The 15,780-nt window shown below is 65.2% G+C and carries 15 protein-coding genes; 14 read left to right on the forward strand and 1 reads right to left on the reverse strand.

Annotation, left to right across the window (positions count from 1 at the left end; all coding sequences use genetic code 11):
• The first annotated feature begins 202 nt into the window (after positions 1-202).
• The 3 genes from SPYCA_RS00535 to zapE all read left to right on the forward strand — a co-directional run bounded on the left by SPYCA_RS00535 (position 203) and on the right by zapE (position 2,734).
• Complete coding sequence (locus tag SPYCA_RS00535; protein ID WP_120218532.1) at positions 203-985, forward strand: succinate dehydrogenase iron-sulfur subunit; 783 nt, start codon at positions 203-205, stop codon at positions 983-985.
• 124 nt (positions 986-1,109) lie between these two features.
• Positions 1,110-1,598, forward strand: coding sequence for a PaaI family thioesterase (locus SPYCA_RS00540; protein ID WP_172594945.1), 489 nt, complete (start codon positions 1,110-1,112; stop codon positions 1,596-1,598).
• Positions 1,595-2,734, forward strand: a complete 1,140-nt coding sequence (gene zapE, locus SPYCA_RS00545; protein ID WP_120218533.1) for a cell division protein ZapE — start codon at positions 1,595-1,597, stop codon at positions 2,732-2,734. Before SPYCA_RS00540 ends, zapE begins: the two co-directional genes overlap by 4 nt.
• Here the strand turns inward: zapE and SPYCA_RS00550 are convergent.
• The gene (locus SPYCA_RS00550) at positions 2,687-3,730 is read right to left on the reverse strand and encodes a polysaccharide deacetylase family protein (RefSeq protein WP_120218534.1); all 1,044 of its coding nucleotides are present in this window, start codon (positions 3,728-3,730) and stop codon (positions 2,687-2,689) included. The genes zapE and SPYCA_RS00550 overlap by 48 nt on opposite strands.
• A 285-nt stretch (positions 3,731-4,015) precedes the next feature.
• Between SPYCA_RS00550 and mdh the strand changes: the two genes are divergently transcribed.
• The 11 genes from mdh to SPYCA_RS00605 all read left to right on the forward strand — a co-directional run bounded on the left by mdh (position 4,016) and on the right by SPYCA_RS00605 (position 15,732).
• A complete protein-coding gene (mdh, locus tag SPYCA_RS00555; protein WP_120218535.1) occupies positions 4,016-4,978 on the forward strand; it encodes a malate dehydrogenase in 963 nt (320 codons plus the stop codon).
• Positions 4,978-5,325: a hypothetical protein gene (locus tag SPYCA_RS00560; protein ID WP_120218536.1), complete on the forward strand. Its 348-nt coding sequence runs from the start codon at positions 4,978-4,980 to the stop codon at positions 5,323-5,325. Before mdh ends, SPYCA_RS00560 begins: the two co-directional genes overlap by 1 nt.
• Complete coding sequence (gene sucD / locus SPYCA_RS00565) at positions 5,322-6,212, forward strand: succinate--CoA ligase subunit alpha (protein WP_120218537.1); 891 nt, start codon at positions 5,322-5,324, stop codon at positions 6,210-6,212. Before SPYCA_RS00560 ends, sucD begins: the two co-directional genes overlap by 4 nt.
• A gap of 125 nt (positions 6,213-6,337) precedes the next feature.
• Positions 6,338-6,628 (forward strand): GIY-YIG nuclease family protein, encoded by a 291-nt coding sequence (locus SPYCA_RS00570; protein ID WP_120218538.1) that lies wholly within the window; start codon positions 6,338-6,340, stop codon positions 6,626-6,628.
• A gap of 123 nt (positions 6,629-6,751) precedes the next feature.
• Complete coding sequence (locus tag SPYCA_RS00575; RefSeq protein WP_120218539.1) at positions 6,752-9,574, forward strand: 2-oxoglutarate dehydrogenase E1 component; 2,823 nt, start codon at positions 6,752-6,754, stop codon at positions 9,572-9,574.
• A 95-nt stretch (positions 9,575-9,669) separates the two neighbouring features.
• Positions 9,670-10,887: a 2-oxoglutarate dehydrogenase complex dihydrolipoyllysine-residue succinyltransferase gene (gene odhB / locus SPYCA_RS00580; RefSeq protein ID WP_120218540.1), complete on the forward strand. Its 1,218-nt coding sequence runs from the start codon at positions 9,670-9,672 to the stop codon at positions 10,885-10,887.
• A gap of 131 nt (positions 10,888-11,018) precedes the next feature.
• Positions 11,019-11,312: a GIY-YIG nuclease family protein gene (locus SPYCA_RS00585; protein ID WP_120218541.1), complete on the forward strand. Its 294-nt coding sequence runs from the start codon at positions 11,019-11,021 to the stop codon at positions 11,310-11,312.
• 44 nt (positions 11,313-11,356) lie between these two features.
• A complete protein-coding gene (lpdA, locus tag SPYCA_RS00590; protein ID WP_120218542.1) occupies positions 11,357-12,769 on the forward strand; it encodes a dihydrolipoyl dehydrogenase in 1,413 nt (470 codons plus the stop codon).
• Positions 12,770-12,793: 24 nt separating this feature from the next.
• A complete protein-coding gene (locus SPYCA_RS00595; protein ID WP_197715358.1) occupies positions 12,794-14,131 on the forward strand; it encodes an amidohydrolase in 1,338 nt (445 codons plus the stop codon).
• 9 nt (positions 14,132-14,140) lie between these two features.
• A complete protein-coding gene (locus SPYCA_RS00600; protein ID WP_120218543.1) occupies positions 14,141-14,767 on the forward strand; it encodes a trimeric intracellular cation channel family protein in 627 nt (208 codons plus the stop codon).
• Positions 14,768-14,826: 59 nt separating this feature from the next.
• Entirely contained in the window at positions 14,827-15,732 is a 906-nt protein-coding gene (locus SPYCA_RS00605; protein WP_120218544.1) for an alpha/beta fold hydrolase, read from the forward strand.
• The last annotated feature ends 48 nt before the right edge of the window (positions 15,733-15,780 follow it).

The following is a 15,780-nucleotide window of genomic DNA, read 5'->3' on the forward strand; positions in this document are numbered from 1 at the left end:
TATTCATGGGAAAGAAAAGCCGTGTGCCCCAGCGAAGGCGGGGGCCCGTCACCCGTTGGTGCTATTGGAAACCCGCCGGAGATGGATCCCCGCCTTCGCGGGGATACGCTTTGCAAGGATGGGGCTAAATCCCCCACCACCCCCTTGTCGACTCTGCCAATCGGGTCTAGGCAGCGCGCGATTGCATAGGGAAGACTGCGATATGGCCCAATTTGTCCTGCCCAAGAACAGCCGTCCGCAAAAGGGCGGCAAGGTCCACACGGTCGAAGGCGCCACCAACGTCAAAAGATTCAAGGTCTATCGCTACGACCCCGACAAGGGGCAGAACCCGCATTTCGACACGTTCGAGATCGACACCGATAAATGCGGCCCGATGGTGCTCGACGCGCTCATCAAGATGAAGAGCGAGCAGGATGCGACGCTGACCTTCCGCCGCTCGTGCCGCGAGGGCATCTGCGGCAGCTGTTCGATGAACATGAACGGCAAGAACGGCCTCGCCTGCACCACCGCGATCGAGGATCTGAAGGGCGACATCACGATCACCCCGCTGCCGTCGATGGACGTCATCAAGGATCTGGTCCCCGACTTCACCCATTTCTATGCGCAATATGCGTCGATCGAACCCTGGCTGAAGACCAAGACGACGACGCCGAGCGGCAAGGAGCGGCTGCAATCGCCCGCCGAACGCGAAAAGCTCGACGGGCTTTACGAGTGCATTCTGTGCGCCTGCTGCTCGACGAGCTGCCCCAGCTATTGGTGGAACAGCGACAAGTTCCTTGGCCCCGCGATCCTGCTCCAGGCGTATCGCTGGCTCGCCGACAGCCGCGACGAGATGACCGGCGAGCGGCTCGACGAGCTGGAAGATCCCTTCCGCCTCTATCGCTGTCACACGATCATGAACTGCGCCAATGCGTGTCCCAAGGGCCTCAGCCCCGCGCGCGCGATCGCCGAGATCAAGAAGCTCGAGGCCGAGCGGCAGGTTTGATGTTGGCTGACGCCAACGGCGGCACCGACCCGCTCCCCCACCCGGCCTCCCGCAGTGTATCCTGGAATGGGAGGCCGGTTGGGGGAGCGGGCCGGTGCCGTTTCGCTTTTGCGAAAGGCGAAAAGTGAACGACGGCATCGAGGAACCGAAGCGCCGCGACCATTTCAGCGCCGAGGAACTGGACGGCGGCTGGGTCAGCTGGAATCTGAAAGACCCGACGCGCTTCAACGCCTTTATCGAACCGCTGACCGTGCGCGTCGAAGCGCCGACACCCGACGGGCGCCCGCGCGCGCGGGTGCGCATGATCCCCGAACGCAAGCACAGCAATCTGGGCGACAATGTCCATGGCGCGGTCAGCCTCGCGCTCGTCGACATCGCGCTGTTCGCGGCCTCGCACCAGTTCGGTTCGCTCAACGCGGGCCATTCGGTGACGCTCGATCTGTCGACGCAGTTCGTCGGTGCGGGGCGCGTCGACGAACCTCTGGATGCGGTGGTCGAACTGGTGCGCGAGACGGGGCGGCTGATCTTCCTGCGCGGCCTCGTCGTGCAGGGCGCGGATGACAGCCATATTGTGCTGAGCTTTGCCGGGACGATCCGCAAGGCGAGCAAATGACCACCGTGCTTGCGGCCTATGACGCGCTCGTCGCGGCGGGCGAGCTTCGCCCCGATCCCGAACAGCGCGCGGCCGCCGCGCGGCTCGATCGCTTGCAGGCGGAGCTGGAGGCGGTGCCGAGGCGCGGCAGCCTGCTCTGGCGCCTCGCCGGTCGCAAGCCCGAGGCGCTGCGCGGCGTCTATTTGTGGGGCGCGGTCGGGCGCGGCAAATCAATGCTGATGGATCTGTTCTGCGACCAGCTGGCGATCGAGCGGAAGCGGCGTGTCCATTTCCACGCCTTCATGCTCGACGTCCATGCCCGGATGCGCGAGGTCAGGAAAAGCGAGAGCGGCGATCCCATCCCGCTCGTCGCCGAGGCGCTGGCGGAGAATGTCCGCTGCCTCGCCTTCGACGAGATGGTGGTGAACAACAGCGCCGACGCGATGATTCTCTCGCGGCTGTTCACCGCGCTGATCGACCGGGGGGTGACGATGGTTGCGACCTCGAACCGCCCGCCAAAGGATCTCTACAAGGATGGGCTCAACCGCGAGCATTTCCTGCCTTTCATCGCGCTCGTCGAGGACCGGCTCGACGTGATGGGGCTCAACGGCCCGACCGATTACCGCCGCGACCGGCTCGGCGACGGGGCGCGCTGGTTCGTGCCCGCCGATGACGCGGCGAGCGCGGCGCTGTCGGCAGCCTTCTTCCGCCTCACCGACTATCCACCCGAAGACCGCGCGCATGTCCCGTCGCTCGACCTCGACGTCGGCGGCGGCCGGACGCTGCATGTGCCGAAGGCGCTGAAGGGCGTGGCGGTCTTTTCGTTCAAGCGATTGTGCGGCGAGGCGCGCGGCGCCGCCGATTATCTCGCGGTGGCGCGGCATTTTCATACCGTCATCATCGTCGGTATCCCGCGCATGGGGCCGGAAAATCGTAACGAGGCGGCGCGCTTCGTGACGCTGATCGACGCGCTCTATGAATATAAGGTCAAGCTGCTCGCGAGCGCGGCGGCGATGCCCGATGCGCTCTATGTCGCGGGCGACGGCGCGTTCGAGTTCGAGCGCACCGCGAGCCGCCTCGCCGAAATGCAGTCCGACGACTATCTGGCGCTAGGCCATGGCCAGCAGGATGCCCCCGGCAATCTTTCCCCAGCGTGACGTGTTGGCGGTGACATAGGCGAGGCTGCGGACATAGCGTACCTCATGCGCGAGATGGCCCGCCGCCTGCTGGGCGGTGCGGCGCAATGTCCGCATGGGGCGCGGTTCGGGTGGCCTGATCGATCCCGGCCGCGCGGGCGGCGGGGGCAGATCGGTGAAACCGCCGCTGGTCACGCGGTCGTCTTCGGCGACCGCCTGGCACAGCGCCTCCATACGCGCGATAGCCAGCCGATTGGCAACGGCGCGGTCGCGGCTCAACAGCTCGAAACTGTGGCTGAAGGCCGAGAACTGGATCGCGCCGCTGTCGGCCGCATGGCCGAGCGCATCGCGCATTTCCTCTTCGGACATGGCGCACAGCTGCGCCGGGCGAAAGCTGTCGGCGCGGTCCATCAGCCCGCTGACCGGCACTTCGCACACGCCATGATGCATCCGCATCCCGATATTGCCGCGGTCGAGCGCGATGTCGCAGCCATGGCCGACATAGGCGCCGTTGAAACTGCTGTCATAGGCGAAGCCCAGCGCGGCGAGCGCGCGCAGCGTGTCGTCGTTGGCGCCGAAATTGCCCGCGCGAAAGGCGACCGGATCGGGCGCGCCGGCGCGCACCAGCATGTCCGCGGCCAAACCGATCAGCTTTTTCTGCGCGGCGAGCGGGAAGTCGCCGATGTTGCGCCCGGTCAGCCGCCCGACCGGATTGAAGCGCGCGAAGGCGAGCCATTCGGTGTGGATGTGGAGCTGCACCTCGTGCCCGCGCGCGACGATCGGTGCGACGATGTCGCGGACGATCGACGGCCCGTGGACGAGCGCGGGCATCGGATCGACGAAAAACACGCCCTTGAGGCCGTATCTTTCGAGCATGTCCATCTGGAAGACGATGCCGAAATCCCCGTCGCGGCAGCGGCCGAGGATTGAGCTTTCAAAATTGGCGCGCGCGTCCTGGCCGCGTTGATAGAGGCCCGCCGACAATTCGGTGTCGAAGCTGATGATGGCACGCGTCATCGCACGCGCGTAACAAAGCGGGGATAAGGGAGGGTTAATCCGTCGCTACGGGTTCCGCGGACCATGGCGGCCCATCGCGATCGGCAAACCCCTCGGCGCATCATTAAAAGATATTGCGAACTATTAGCAAAAAAAGGCAGGAAATCGAGCTTTTCCCGGTTGTTTCATCGACGGAATCGGCGTAGGGGCGTCGCCAGTCTTGGGACCGGCAGCGGAGCTTTGGCCCGTGCTCCCGCCGGTCTGTGAACCAATTGCCGGGCTTGCCAGAAGGGAGTGCCGCGCGCCATGGGACGCAAGAAGATCGCATTGATCGGAGCCGGGAATATCGGCGGAACACTGGCGCTGCTCGCCGCGCAGAAGGAACTCGGCGACATTGTCCTGTTCGACGTCGTCGAAGGCGTGCCGCAGGGCAAGGCGCTCGACCTGTCGCAGGTCGGCCCGATAGCGGGCTTCGATGCAAAGATCACCGGCTCGAACGATTACAAGGACATCGCGGGCGCCGACGTCATCATCGTCACCGCGGGGGTCGCGCGCAAGCCGGGCATGAGCCGCGACGACCTGCTCGGCATCAACCTCAAGGTCATGAAGGCGGTGGGCGAAGGCATCAAGGCGAACGCCCCCGACGCCTTCGTCATCTGCATCACCAATCCGCTCGACGCCATGGTCTGGGCGCTGCGTGAATTCTCGGGCCTGCCGCACAACAAGGTCGTCGGCATGGCGGGCGTGCTCGATTCGGCGCGCTTCAGCCACTTCATCGCCGACGAATTCGACGTATCGGTGAAGGATGTGAACACCTTCGTGCTCGGTGGCCATGGCGACACCATGGTTCCCGTCGTTCGCTATTCGACCGTCAACGGCATCCCCGTTCCCGACCTCGTCAAGATGGGCCTGTCGAGCCAGGACAAGATCGACGCGATCGTCAAGCGCACCCGCGGCGGCGGCGGCGAAATCGTCGCGCTGCTCGGCACCGGCTCGGCCTTCTATGCGCCCGCAGCATCGGGCATCGCGATGGCCGAAGCATACCTCGGCGACCAGAAGCGCATCCTGCCCTGCGCCGCTTACGTTGACGGCCAGTACGGCGTCGACGGCCTTTACGTTGGCGTGCCGGTGATGATCGGTGCGGGCGGTGTCGAAAAGATCGTCGAGATCGAACTCGATGCCGAAGACAAGGCGGGCCTGCAGGTCTCGGTCGACGCGGTCAAGGAACTGCTCGATGCGTGCAAGGCGCTGGATCCCAGCCTCGCCTGATGGACCTGTTCCTGCTCCTTGGCATCCTGATCGGGGCGCCGATCCTCGTGGTCGGCGGCATCCAGTATCTGATTTTCAAGTTGGCAGGTGGCATGGCGCTTAGGGTGGTGTGCGCGATTGCGGCATCCTATTGCGCCTTTGTCCTGATTTCCGCGTACGGCGCTCCGCCGCTCCTTGGAAACAAGGCTGCGTACGCCGGGGTCGCAGATGGCGTCACAGCGATACTCCTTCTGGAATGTCTCGCGATTTTGCTCTGGCCTTTGGCGCGGCGCTTTTTTGGTTTGAATATGGCCGCTGAAACGCGGCGCGCGGCTGAGGCCGAACAGACGATAGGAATTAGTAAATGAGCATCCTCATCGACAAGAATACCAAGGTCATCACCCAAGGGATGACCGGTGCCACCGGCACCTTCCACACCGAACAGGCGCTGGCTTACGGCACGCAGATGGTCGGCGGCGTGACGCCGGGCAAGGGCGGGACGACGCACATCGGTCTGCCGATGTTCAACACCGTCGAGGAAGCGAAACATGCGACCGGCGCGACCGCGTCGGTCATCTATGTGCCGCCGCCGTTCGCCGCGGATTCGATCCTCGAGGCGATCGACGCCGAGATCGAGCTGATCGTGTGCATCACCGAGGGCATTCCGGTGCTCGACATGGTCAAGGTGAAACGCGCGCTGTCGGGATCGAAGTCGCGGCTGATCGGGCCGAACTGCCCCGGCGTGCTGACCCCCGACGAATGCAAGATCGGCATCATGCCCGGCAACATCTTCAAAAAGGGCAGCGTCGGCGTCGTCTCGCGCTCGGGCACGCTGACCTATGAAGCGGTGTTCCAGACCTCGAACGTCGGGCTGGGTCAGACCACCGCGGTCGGCATCGGCGGCGACCCGGTCAACGGCACCAATTTCATCGACGTGCTCGAACTCTTCCTTGCCGATGACGAAACCAAGTCGATCATCATGATCGGCGAGATCGGCGGCGACGCCGAGGAACAGGCGGCGCAGTTCCTGATCGATGAAGCGAAGCGCGGCCGCAAGAAGCCGATGGCGGGCTTCATCGCGGGCCGCACCGCGCCTCCGGGCCGCCGCATGGGCCATGCCGGCGCGATCGTGTCGGGCGGCAAGGGCGACGCCGAAAGCAAGATCGCGGCGATGGAAGCCGCCGGCATCAGGGTGTCGGCGAGCCCGTCCGAACTCGGCACGACGCTGGCCGAAGTGCTGAAAGAGCGCGTTTGATTGTTGAGCCGTCCTCTCTTTCATGTTCCCCCTTTTCTTTCGTGTTCCCCCGCGAAGGCGGGGGTCCATGAGAGGTTGCAATGGGCCCCCGCCTTCGCGGGGACACACGGACGGGAAGTTTGGGAATGGTTCGACCCGGCTATGTCTACATCATGGCCAGCCGGAGAAACGGGACCATCTATATCGGCGTAACGGGTGATCTGTCGCAGCGGGTCTGGCAACATCGCGAAGGCGTGATCGAGGGCTTTACAAAGGAATATGGCTGCAAGCTGCTGGTCTGGTTCGAAGCGTTTGAGAGCATATATGACGCCCGGCAGTTTGAAGCGCGAATGAAAAAATGGAACCGGGCGTGGAAGATCAGCCGCATCGAGGAGCGCAATCCCGAATGGGCCGACTTGTTTGAAACGCTAGTTTGATCTGGTTTGTGTTCCCCCGCGAAAGCTGGGGGCCACGAAAGGGCGCAATGAGCCCCCGCCTTCGCGGGGGAATACGGATAGATTAGGCCCCTGCCTTCGCATGGGCACTGCGAGTGTGAGATTATGAACCTCGAGAGACAAAGCTTCGACATCGACGAGCCGCAGGCCGGCCCCAGCTGGGCGCCGAAGAACTGGCCGCTGATCGACAGCGACGATTTGACCGCCGCGCTCGATCCGCAGCAGATGCAGGTCGCGGTGAAGGCGGCGGCGGCGAAGGCGGGTGCGCCCTTGTCGAATGCGGAGGTCGAGCGCGCGGCGAATGATTCGATCCGCGCGATGATGCTGATCCGCACCTATCGCGTACGCGGCCACCTTGCCGCGACGCTCGATCCGCTGGGGCTCAGCCAGCGCGAGCTGCCCGCCGACCTCACTCCCGAGTATCATGGTTTCGTCGGCGCCGATCTCGACCGGCCGATCTGGCTCGGCGGCGCGCTGGGGCTGGAAAAGGCGACGGTGCGCGAGATTGTCGCGATTTTGCAGGCCAATTATTGCGGCCATGTCGGCCTTGAATATATGCACATTTCCGACGTCGAGGAGCGGCGCTTCCTGCAGGAGCGGATGGAGGGCGCCGACAAGAGCGTCGAGTTCACCAGGGAAGGCAAGCAGGCGATCCTCAAGAAGGTGATCGAGGCCGAGGAGTGGGAGAAGTTCCTCGCGCGCAAATATGTCGGCACCAAGCGTTTCGGGCTCGACGGCGGCGAAGCGATGATCCCCGCGATGGAAGCGATCATCAAATATGGCGGCCAATATGGCGTCAAGGAAATCGTCTATGGCATGGCGCACCGCGGGCGGCTCAACATGCTCGCGAACGTCATGGCGAAACCCTATCAGGTGATCTTCCACGAATTTGCCGGCGGCAGCGCGAACCCCGACGACATCGGCGGGTCGGGCGACGTCAAATATCACCTCGGCACCTCGACCGACCGTGAGTTCGACGGCATTTCGGTGCATATGTCGCTCGTCCCCAACCCCTCGCACCTCGAGGCGGTCGATCCCGTCGTGCTCGGCAAGGTGCGCGCGCAGCAGGTGGTGCGCGACGACCTCGTCAAGCATGAACAGGTGCTGCCCGTGCTCATCCACGGCGACGCGGCCTTCGCGGGGCAGGGGATCGTCTGGGAATGCCTCGGTTTCTCGGGCATTCGGGGCTATAATACCGGCGGGTGCATCCATTTCATCGTCAATAACCAGATCGGTTTTACAACCAGCCCGCAGTTTGCCAGATCGTCTCCCTATCCGTCGGACGTCGCCAAGGGCGTGCAGGCGCCGATCCTGCACGTCAACGGCGACGATCCCGAGGCGGTGACCTTTGCGTGCAAGCTCGCGATCGATTTCCGCCAGCAGTTCAAGCGCGACGTCGTGATCGACATGTGGTGCTATCGCCGCTTCGGCCATAACGAAGGCGACGAGCCTTCGTTCACCCAGCCGCTGATGTACGAGCGCATCCGCAAGCATCCGCCGGTGTCGCAGCTCTGCGCCGCGAAGCTGGAGGCCGAAGGCGTGATCGAGCCGGGCTGGGCCGATGCGCGCCGCGCCGAATTCGTCGCGCGGCTCGAAAGCGATTTCGAGGCGGCGAAAAGCTACAAGCCGAACAAGGCCGACTGGTTCGCGGGCCGCTGGTCGGGGCTGTATGCGCCCACCGACCCCGAAAATGCGCGCCGCAACATCGCGACCGGGGTGACCGAAAAGCTGTTCGATTCGATCGGCCGCACGCTGACGACGATCCCCGCCGATGTCGAGGTCCACAAGACGCTGCGCCGCGTGATCGACGCGCGCGCCGCGATGTTCGCCGACAAGGAGGATGGCGAGGTGTTCGACTGGGCGACCGCCGAGAGCCTCGCCTTTGGCACCCTGCTCAGCGAAGGCTATCAGGTGCGCCTGTCGGGGCAGGATTCGGGGCGCGGCACCTTCAGCCAGCGCCACGCCGTATGGGTCGACCAGAAGAGCGAAGAAAAATATGTGCCGCTGACCACCGTGCCGCACGGCCGGTTCGAGGTGCTCGACAGCCCTCTTAGCGAATATGGCGTGCTCGGCTTTGAATATGGCTATGCGATGGCCGATCCGAAAAGCCTTGTTCTGTGGGAAGCGCAGTTCGGCGACTTCGCCAACGGCGCGCAGATCATGATCGACCAGTTCGTCGCCGCGGGCGAAGCCAAGTGGCTGCGCGCCAACGGGCTCGTGATGCTGCTGCCGCACGGATATGAAGGGCAGGGACCGGAGCATAGCTCGGCGCGCCTCGAACGCTTCCTGCAACTGTGCGCGGGCGACAATATCCAGGTGTGCAACATTTCGACCCCGTCGAATTATTTCCACGTCCTGCGCCGCCAGATGCTGCGCCCGTTCCGCAAGCCGCTGATCATCATGACGCCCAAGTCGCTGCTGCGGCACAAGCTGGCGGTGTCGCGGCGCAGCGACTTCATCGGCGACGCGCATTTCCGCCGCATCATGTCGGACCGCACCCCGCCCGCTGACGCCGACATCAAGCGCGTCGTGCTGTGTTCGGGCAAGGTCGGTTACGACCTGATGGAAGCGCGCGATGCCGCCGGCCTGACCGACACGACGGTGATCCGCATCGAGCAGCTCTATCCCTTCCCCGGCGAGGCCCTGGCCATTCGGTTGAAGCGGATGCCGAAGCTGGAAGATGTCGTCTGGGCGCAGGAAGAGCCGCGCAACAACGGCGCCTGGTTCTTTGTGGGCGAGCTGATCGAGGAAGCGCTGGCCGAGGCGGGCAAGAAGGGGATGCGTCCGCGCTATGCCGGCCGTGCCTCCGCCGCCTCGCCCGCGACCGGCCTGATGAGCCGCCACCAGACTGAACAATCGGCGCTCGTCGCCGACGCGCTCGGTCTGTCGGTACGGGCGGAAATCAGGCGAGCGAAAAACAAGGCGTAGAATAATAGGGTGTGCCCCTGCGAAGGCAGGGGCCCATCTCCCACCCTTTGATGATGCGCCCCTGCCTTCGCAGGGGCACGGAAAGAGAAGAAGCGATGAGCACCGAAGTCAAAGTTCCCACGCTGGGCGAAAGCGTTACCGAAGCGACGATCGGCGAATGGCTGAAACAGCCCGGCGAAGCGGTCGCGCTCGACGAGCCGATCGCCAGCCTCGAAACCGACAAGGTCGCGGTCGAAGTGCCCTCGCCGGTCGCGGGCGTGATGGGGCAGCAGCTGGCCGCGGTCGGCGATACGGTGAACGTCGGCGCGGTGATCGCGACGGTCGAAGCGGGCGGCGCGGCCGCGGCACCCACGCCGGCGAAGGCCGAGGCGGCGGCGCATGTTCCCCACGCGACCGCGCCCGGCGCGGGCGAAGGTGTCGATACGGTCGCGACCATGTCGCCCGCGGTGCGCCGCCTCGTGCTCGAACACGGACTCGACCCGACGAAGATCAAGGGCACGGGCAAGGACGGTCGGCTGACCAAGGAAGATGTGCTTGCCGCGGCGAATGCCGCGCCCGAAGCCGCACCCGCTTCGACCCCCGCAGCGGCGCCTGCCGCCAGCGGCGCGCCCGGCCGCCAGGAAGAGCGCGTCAAGATGACCCGCCTGCGCCAGACGATCGCCAAGCGGCTGAAATCGGCGCAGGACACCGCGGCGATGCTGACGACCTTCAACGACGTCGACATGTCGGCGGTGATCGAGGCGCGCGCGCGGTACAAGGATCTCTTTGAAAAGAAGCATGGCGTCCGCCTCGGCTTCATGGGCTTCTTCACCAAGGCCGCGTGCCTGGCGCTGAAGGATATTCCGGCGGTCAACGGCCGGATCGACGGCGACGAGATCGTCTATAATAATTATATGGACATCTCGGTCGCGGTGAGCGGCCCCAGCGGCCTGGTCGTGCCGGTGATCCGCAATGCCGAGGCGCTTAGCTTTGCCGAGATCGAAAAGACGATCGGCGATTTCGGCAAGCGCGCCAAGGAGGGCACGCTGACCATGGACGACATGGCGGGCGGCACCTTCACCATCTCGAACGGCGGCGTGTTCGGCAGCCTGATGTCGACCCCGATCATCAACCCGCCGCAGTCGGCGGTGCTGGGCCTCCACCGCATCGACGAACGCCCGGTCGTCGTGAACGGCGAGATCGTCATCCGCCCGATGATGTATCTGGCGCTGAGCTATGACCACCGCCTGATCGACGGGCGCGAGGCGGTGACCTTCCTCAAGACGATCAAGGAAGCGATCGAGGATCCGACGCGGTTGCTGATTGATCTGTGATGACATGTGCTCCTGCGAACGCAGGAGATATTTGAGCTGTTCTCCTGCGAACGCAGGAGTCCAGGGTGGAGAGCAATGACGGCGCAACCAAACCCTGGGTTCCTGCTTCCGCAGGAACACGGAAGTGCGATATGACTCGGCCGGGCTATCTCTATCTGATGGCTAGTGCGCGGAACGGCACGTTATATCTTGGGGTTACCAGCGATCTGCTGGCGCGAGTGTGGCAGCATCGCAATGAGGTGGTGGAAAGTTTCACCAAGAAATATGGCTGCCACACGCTGGTCTGGTACGAAGCGTTCGACGATATTCAGCAAGCGCGTAAGCGCGAACTGCAAATGAAGAAATGGAAGCGGGCGTGGAAAATTGAGCTGATCGAACGCGATAATCCGCAATGGCTGGATTTGTTCGACAGGCTCTCTCTTTGACGCCCTGGGTTCCTGCTTTCGCAGGAACGCATATGGAGTGAGTTATGGCTGATTACGACTATGACGTCCTTGTCATCGGTGCCGGTCCCGGCGGTTATGTCGCGGCGATCCGCGCGGCGCAGCTGGGGCTCAGGACCGCGTGCGCCGAAGGGCGCGCGACGCTGGGCGGCACCTGCCTCAACGTCGGCTGCATCCCGTCGAAGGCGATGCTGCATGCGTCGGAATATTATGAGGCGGCGGCGGGCGGTGCAATGGCGGCGATGGGCATCAAGGTGAAGCCCGAGCTCGACCTTGGCGCGATGCACGGCCAGCGCAAGGATGCGGTGAAGGGGCTGACCGGCGGTATCGAGTTCCTGTTCAAGAAGAACAAGGTCGACTGGCTGAAGGGCTATGCGCAGTTCACTTCGAAAGACAGTGTTGAGGTCGCGGGCAAGACCTATCGCGCCAAGAATATCATCATCGCGACCGGCTCGTCGGTGACCCCGCTGCCGGGTGTCGAAGTCGATAACGACAAGCAGGTGATCGTCGATTCGACCGGCGCGCTCGAGCTTGCCAAGGTGCCGGGCCATATGGTCGTGATCGGCGGTGGGGTGATCGGGCTGGAGCTTGGCAGCGTGTGGCGCCGCCTGGGCGCCAAGGTCACCTGCGTCGAGTTTCTCGACCAGATCCTGCCGGGCATGGACGGCGACGTGCGCAAGGAAGCCAACAAGATCTTCAAGAAGCAGGGCATCGAGTTCAAGCTGAAGACCAAGGTGACGAAGGCCGAAGTGAAGGGCAAGAAGGCGGTGCTGACGCTCGAACCCGCGGCGGGCGGCGCGGCCGAAACGCTGGAAGCCGACGTGGTGCTCGTGTCGATCGGGCGGCGGCCGAACACCGACGGCCTCGCGCTCGACAAGGCGGGGCTGACGGTCAACCAGCGCGGGCAGATCGAGATCGACCATGATTTCCGCACGAGCGTTCCCGGCATCTGGGCGATCGGCGACGTCGTGCCGGGCCCGATGCTCGCGCACAAGGCCGAGGACGAGGGCATCGCCTGCGCCGAGAATATCGCTGGGCAGACGGGCATCGTGAACCACGACGTCATCCCCTCGGTCGTCTATACCTGGCCCGAAATCGCCGGCGTCGGGCTGACCGAGGAGCAGGCCGTTGAGAAGGCGGGCGGGGAAAAGGGCGAGGTGAAGGTCGGCAAGTTCCCGATGCTCGCGAACAGCCGCGCCAAGACCAACCACGAACCCGACGGCTTTGTGAAAGTGATCGCCGACGCCAGGACCGACCGCGTGCTCGGCGTATGGTGCATTGCGAGCGTCGCGGGCACGATGATCGCGCAGGCGGCGCAGGCGATGGAGTTCGGCGCGACGTCCGAAGACATCGCCTATACCTGCCACGCGCATCCGACGCACAGCGAGGCGATCAAGGAAGCCGCGATGGCGGTGACGGGCAAGCCGATCCACATCTGACGCGAACATAAGAGGGAGGGATTCATGGCGAAGTACGGTCTCTGGGCAGCGGCTTCGCTGGCGCTCTCGCTCGCCGCGACGGGCGCGCAGGCGGCGCCCGACATGGGCGCGGCCCAGGCGCGGCTGACCGCGCTGCTGGACAGGAATTATCCGGCGCTCGAGGCACTCTACAAGGATCTGCACCAGCATCCCGAACTCGGGATGCAGGAGGTGCGGACCGCGGGCCTGTTGGCGCAGCATCTGCGCGATGCGGGCTTTACCGTGACCGAGAAGGTCGGCGGCACCGGCGTCGTCTGCATCCTCAAAAATGGCGAAGGTCCGACGATCCTCGTGCGCGCCGACATGGATGCGCTGCCGATGGAGGAGAAGACGGGGCTTGTCTGGGCGAGCAAGGCGCGCGCGACCTATGAGGGCAAGGATGTGCCCGTGATGCACGCCTGCGGCCACGACACGCATGTCGCCTATCTGGTCGGGGTCGCACAGGCACTGAGCGCGATGCGCGACAGCTGGGCGGGAACGGTGATGCTGATCGGCCAGCCCGCCGAGGAACCATTGAGCGGCGCGCGCGCGATGCTCGACGATGGGCTGTTCACGCGCTTTCCCAAGCCCGACTTCGGCTTTGCCGCGCATGTCACCAACCTGCCCGCCGGTGTCGTCGCGATCAAGGCAGGGCCGTCCTCGTCGGCGTCGGACAGCTATGCCATCACCTTTCACGGGCGCGGCGGCCACGGCTCCATGCCCGCGGCGACGATCGACCCGATCCCCATCGCCGCGCGCTTCGTCACCGACGCGCAGGTGGTCATCAGCCGCGAAAAGGATCCGGCGGCGTTCGGCGTGCTGACCATCGGCGCGATCAACGCGGGCAGCGCGCCCAACATCATTCCCGACCAGGCCGAAGTGAAGGTCAACCTCCGCTCGCAGTCGCCCGAAGTGCGCAAGCTGCTCCGCGACGGCACCGCGCGCGTCGCGAGGTCGGCGGCGGCGATGGGGGGCGCGCCCGAACCGACGATCCGTTACCTCGGCGGCACGGGCGTAATGACGAATGACGAGGCGATGGCGAAAGCCGCGACCGACGTGCTCGCACCGGCTTTTGGCAAGGGGCTGGTCTTTGCCCCCGCCGACGCGACGCCAATGTCCGGAAGCGAGGATTATTCGGAGTTCGTCGATGCCGGCGTGCCGTCGCTCTTTTTCGGGATCGGCGGCTATGACCCCGCCGTGCTCGCCGCGCTCAAGGCCAGGGGCGAACCCGCGCCGACCAATCATTCGCCCTTTTTCGCGCCCAAGGCCGAACCGGCGATCCGGGGCGCCGTAACCGCGATCACGCTGTCGATCATCGGCGGCGTGCGCCCGGCGGCCAAATAGGTTTCGGCCTTGTTCGAGCTCGACAATGCGCTGATCGTCCGACTGCTCGACCTCATCGGCATCGGCGTCTTTGCGCTGTCGGGCGCGCTGATGGCGGTGCGGCTGCGGCAGACGCTGGTGACCGCGGCCTTCTTTGCGCTCGTCACCGGGGTCGGCGGGGGCAGCGTGCGCGACCTGCTGATCGGCGCGCCGGTCTTCTGGGTGCAGGATGGCGCCATCGCCGCGGTGTGCATCGCGATCGCGCTGATCGTGTGGGTGACGCCCGAACGCTGGTGGCAGGGGCAATTGCTCGAATGGGCCGACGCGGTGGGGCTTGCCGCCTATGCCGTGTTCGGCACGGCCAAGGCGCTGGCGTGGGGCGTGCCGCCCGTCCCGGCGCTGCTGATGGGGGTCATCACCGGATGCGTAGGCGGGACGATCCGCGACATATTGGCGGGCGTGCCGTCGATCATCGTGCGCCCCGAAGTCTATGTGACCGCCGCGGCGCTCGCGTCGGGGCTGTTCCTGCTGCTGATCTGGCTGGGCACAGGCACGCCGGTGGCTGCGATCGTCGGCGCGCTTGCGGGCTTTGCGCTGCGCGGCGCGGCGATCCACTGGTCGCTCGCGCTCCCCGCCTATCGCGGTCCCAGGGTCTAGCTTGACGTGCGCGTCAACCGCGCCATGATGCGGGAAACAGGACAGGGGATTTCCGCAGCATGACAACAGAGCAAGCGGCCGTGAACGGCATCGACATCACCTATGAGGACAAGGGGCCGAAGGATGCGCCCGCGATCCTGATGGTGATGGGGCTGGGCGGACAATTGACGCTGTGGCCCGACGAGTTCGTCGCGGCGCTCAACGATCGCGGTTTCCGTACCATCCGCTACGACAATCGCGACGTCGGCCTGTCGACGCGCTTCGACGCGGCGGGGGTGCCGAACCTCAAATGGATGTTCGTCAAGGCGGCGATCGGCCTGCCGGTGCGCCCCGCCTATACGCTCGCCGACATGGCCGCCGACGGCATCGGCCTGCTCGATCATCTGGGCATCGGCCGGGCGCATGTCGTCGGCGTGTCGATGGGCGGGATGATCGCGCAGCATATCGCCGCGCGCCATCCCGATCGCCTGCTGTCGCTGACCTCGATCATGTCGACCACGGGCAACCGCCGCCTGCCGCGCGCGCGCAAGGAAGCGATGCAGGCGCTCGCCAACCGGCCGATGAGTGGCGACAGGGAGGCGCTCATCGCCTATTCGGTGAACGCGGCGCGGGTGATCGGCAGTCCCGGCTATCCGCCCGACGAGGAACGGCTCCAGCGCCGCGTCCGCACCGATTTCGAGCGCGGCTGGTATCCGCCGGGCTTTGCGCGCCAGATGGCGGCGATCGTAGCCGACGGCGACCGGCGGCCGATGCTGCGGACGATCAAGGCGCCGACGCTGGTGATCCATGGCGAGGATGACCCGCTCGTCCCGCTGGCGGGCGGGCGCGATACGGCAAATAATATCGCGGGGGCGCGGTTGATGACGGTCCCCGGCATGGGGCACGACCTGCCGCTCGCGCTGGTCGATACGCTCGCCGATGCGATCGCGGGGCATATCGGCGAGGTGGCTACCGTCGCAGCATAGCAGCGTCATGGAATTATCCGTGTCCCCGCGAAGGCGGGGATCCATCTC

The organism is Sphingopyxis sp. FD7 (assembly GCF_003609835.1).
Taxonomy (GTDB): Bacteria; Pseudomonadota; Alphaproteobacteria; order Sphingomonadales; family Sphingomonadaceae; genus Sphingopyxis.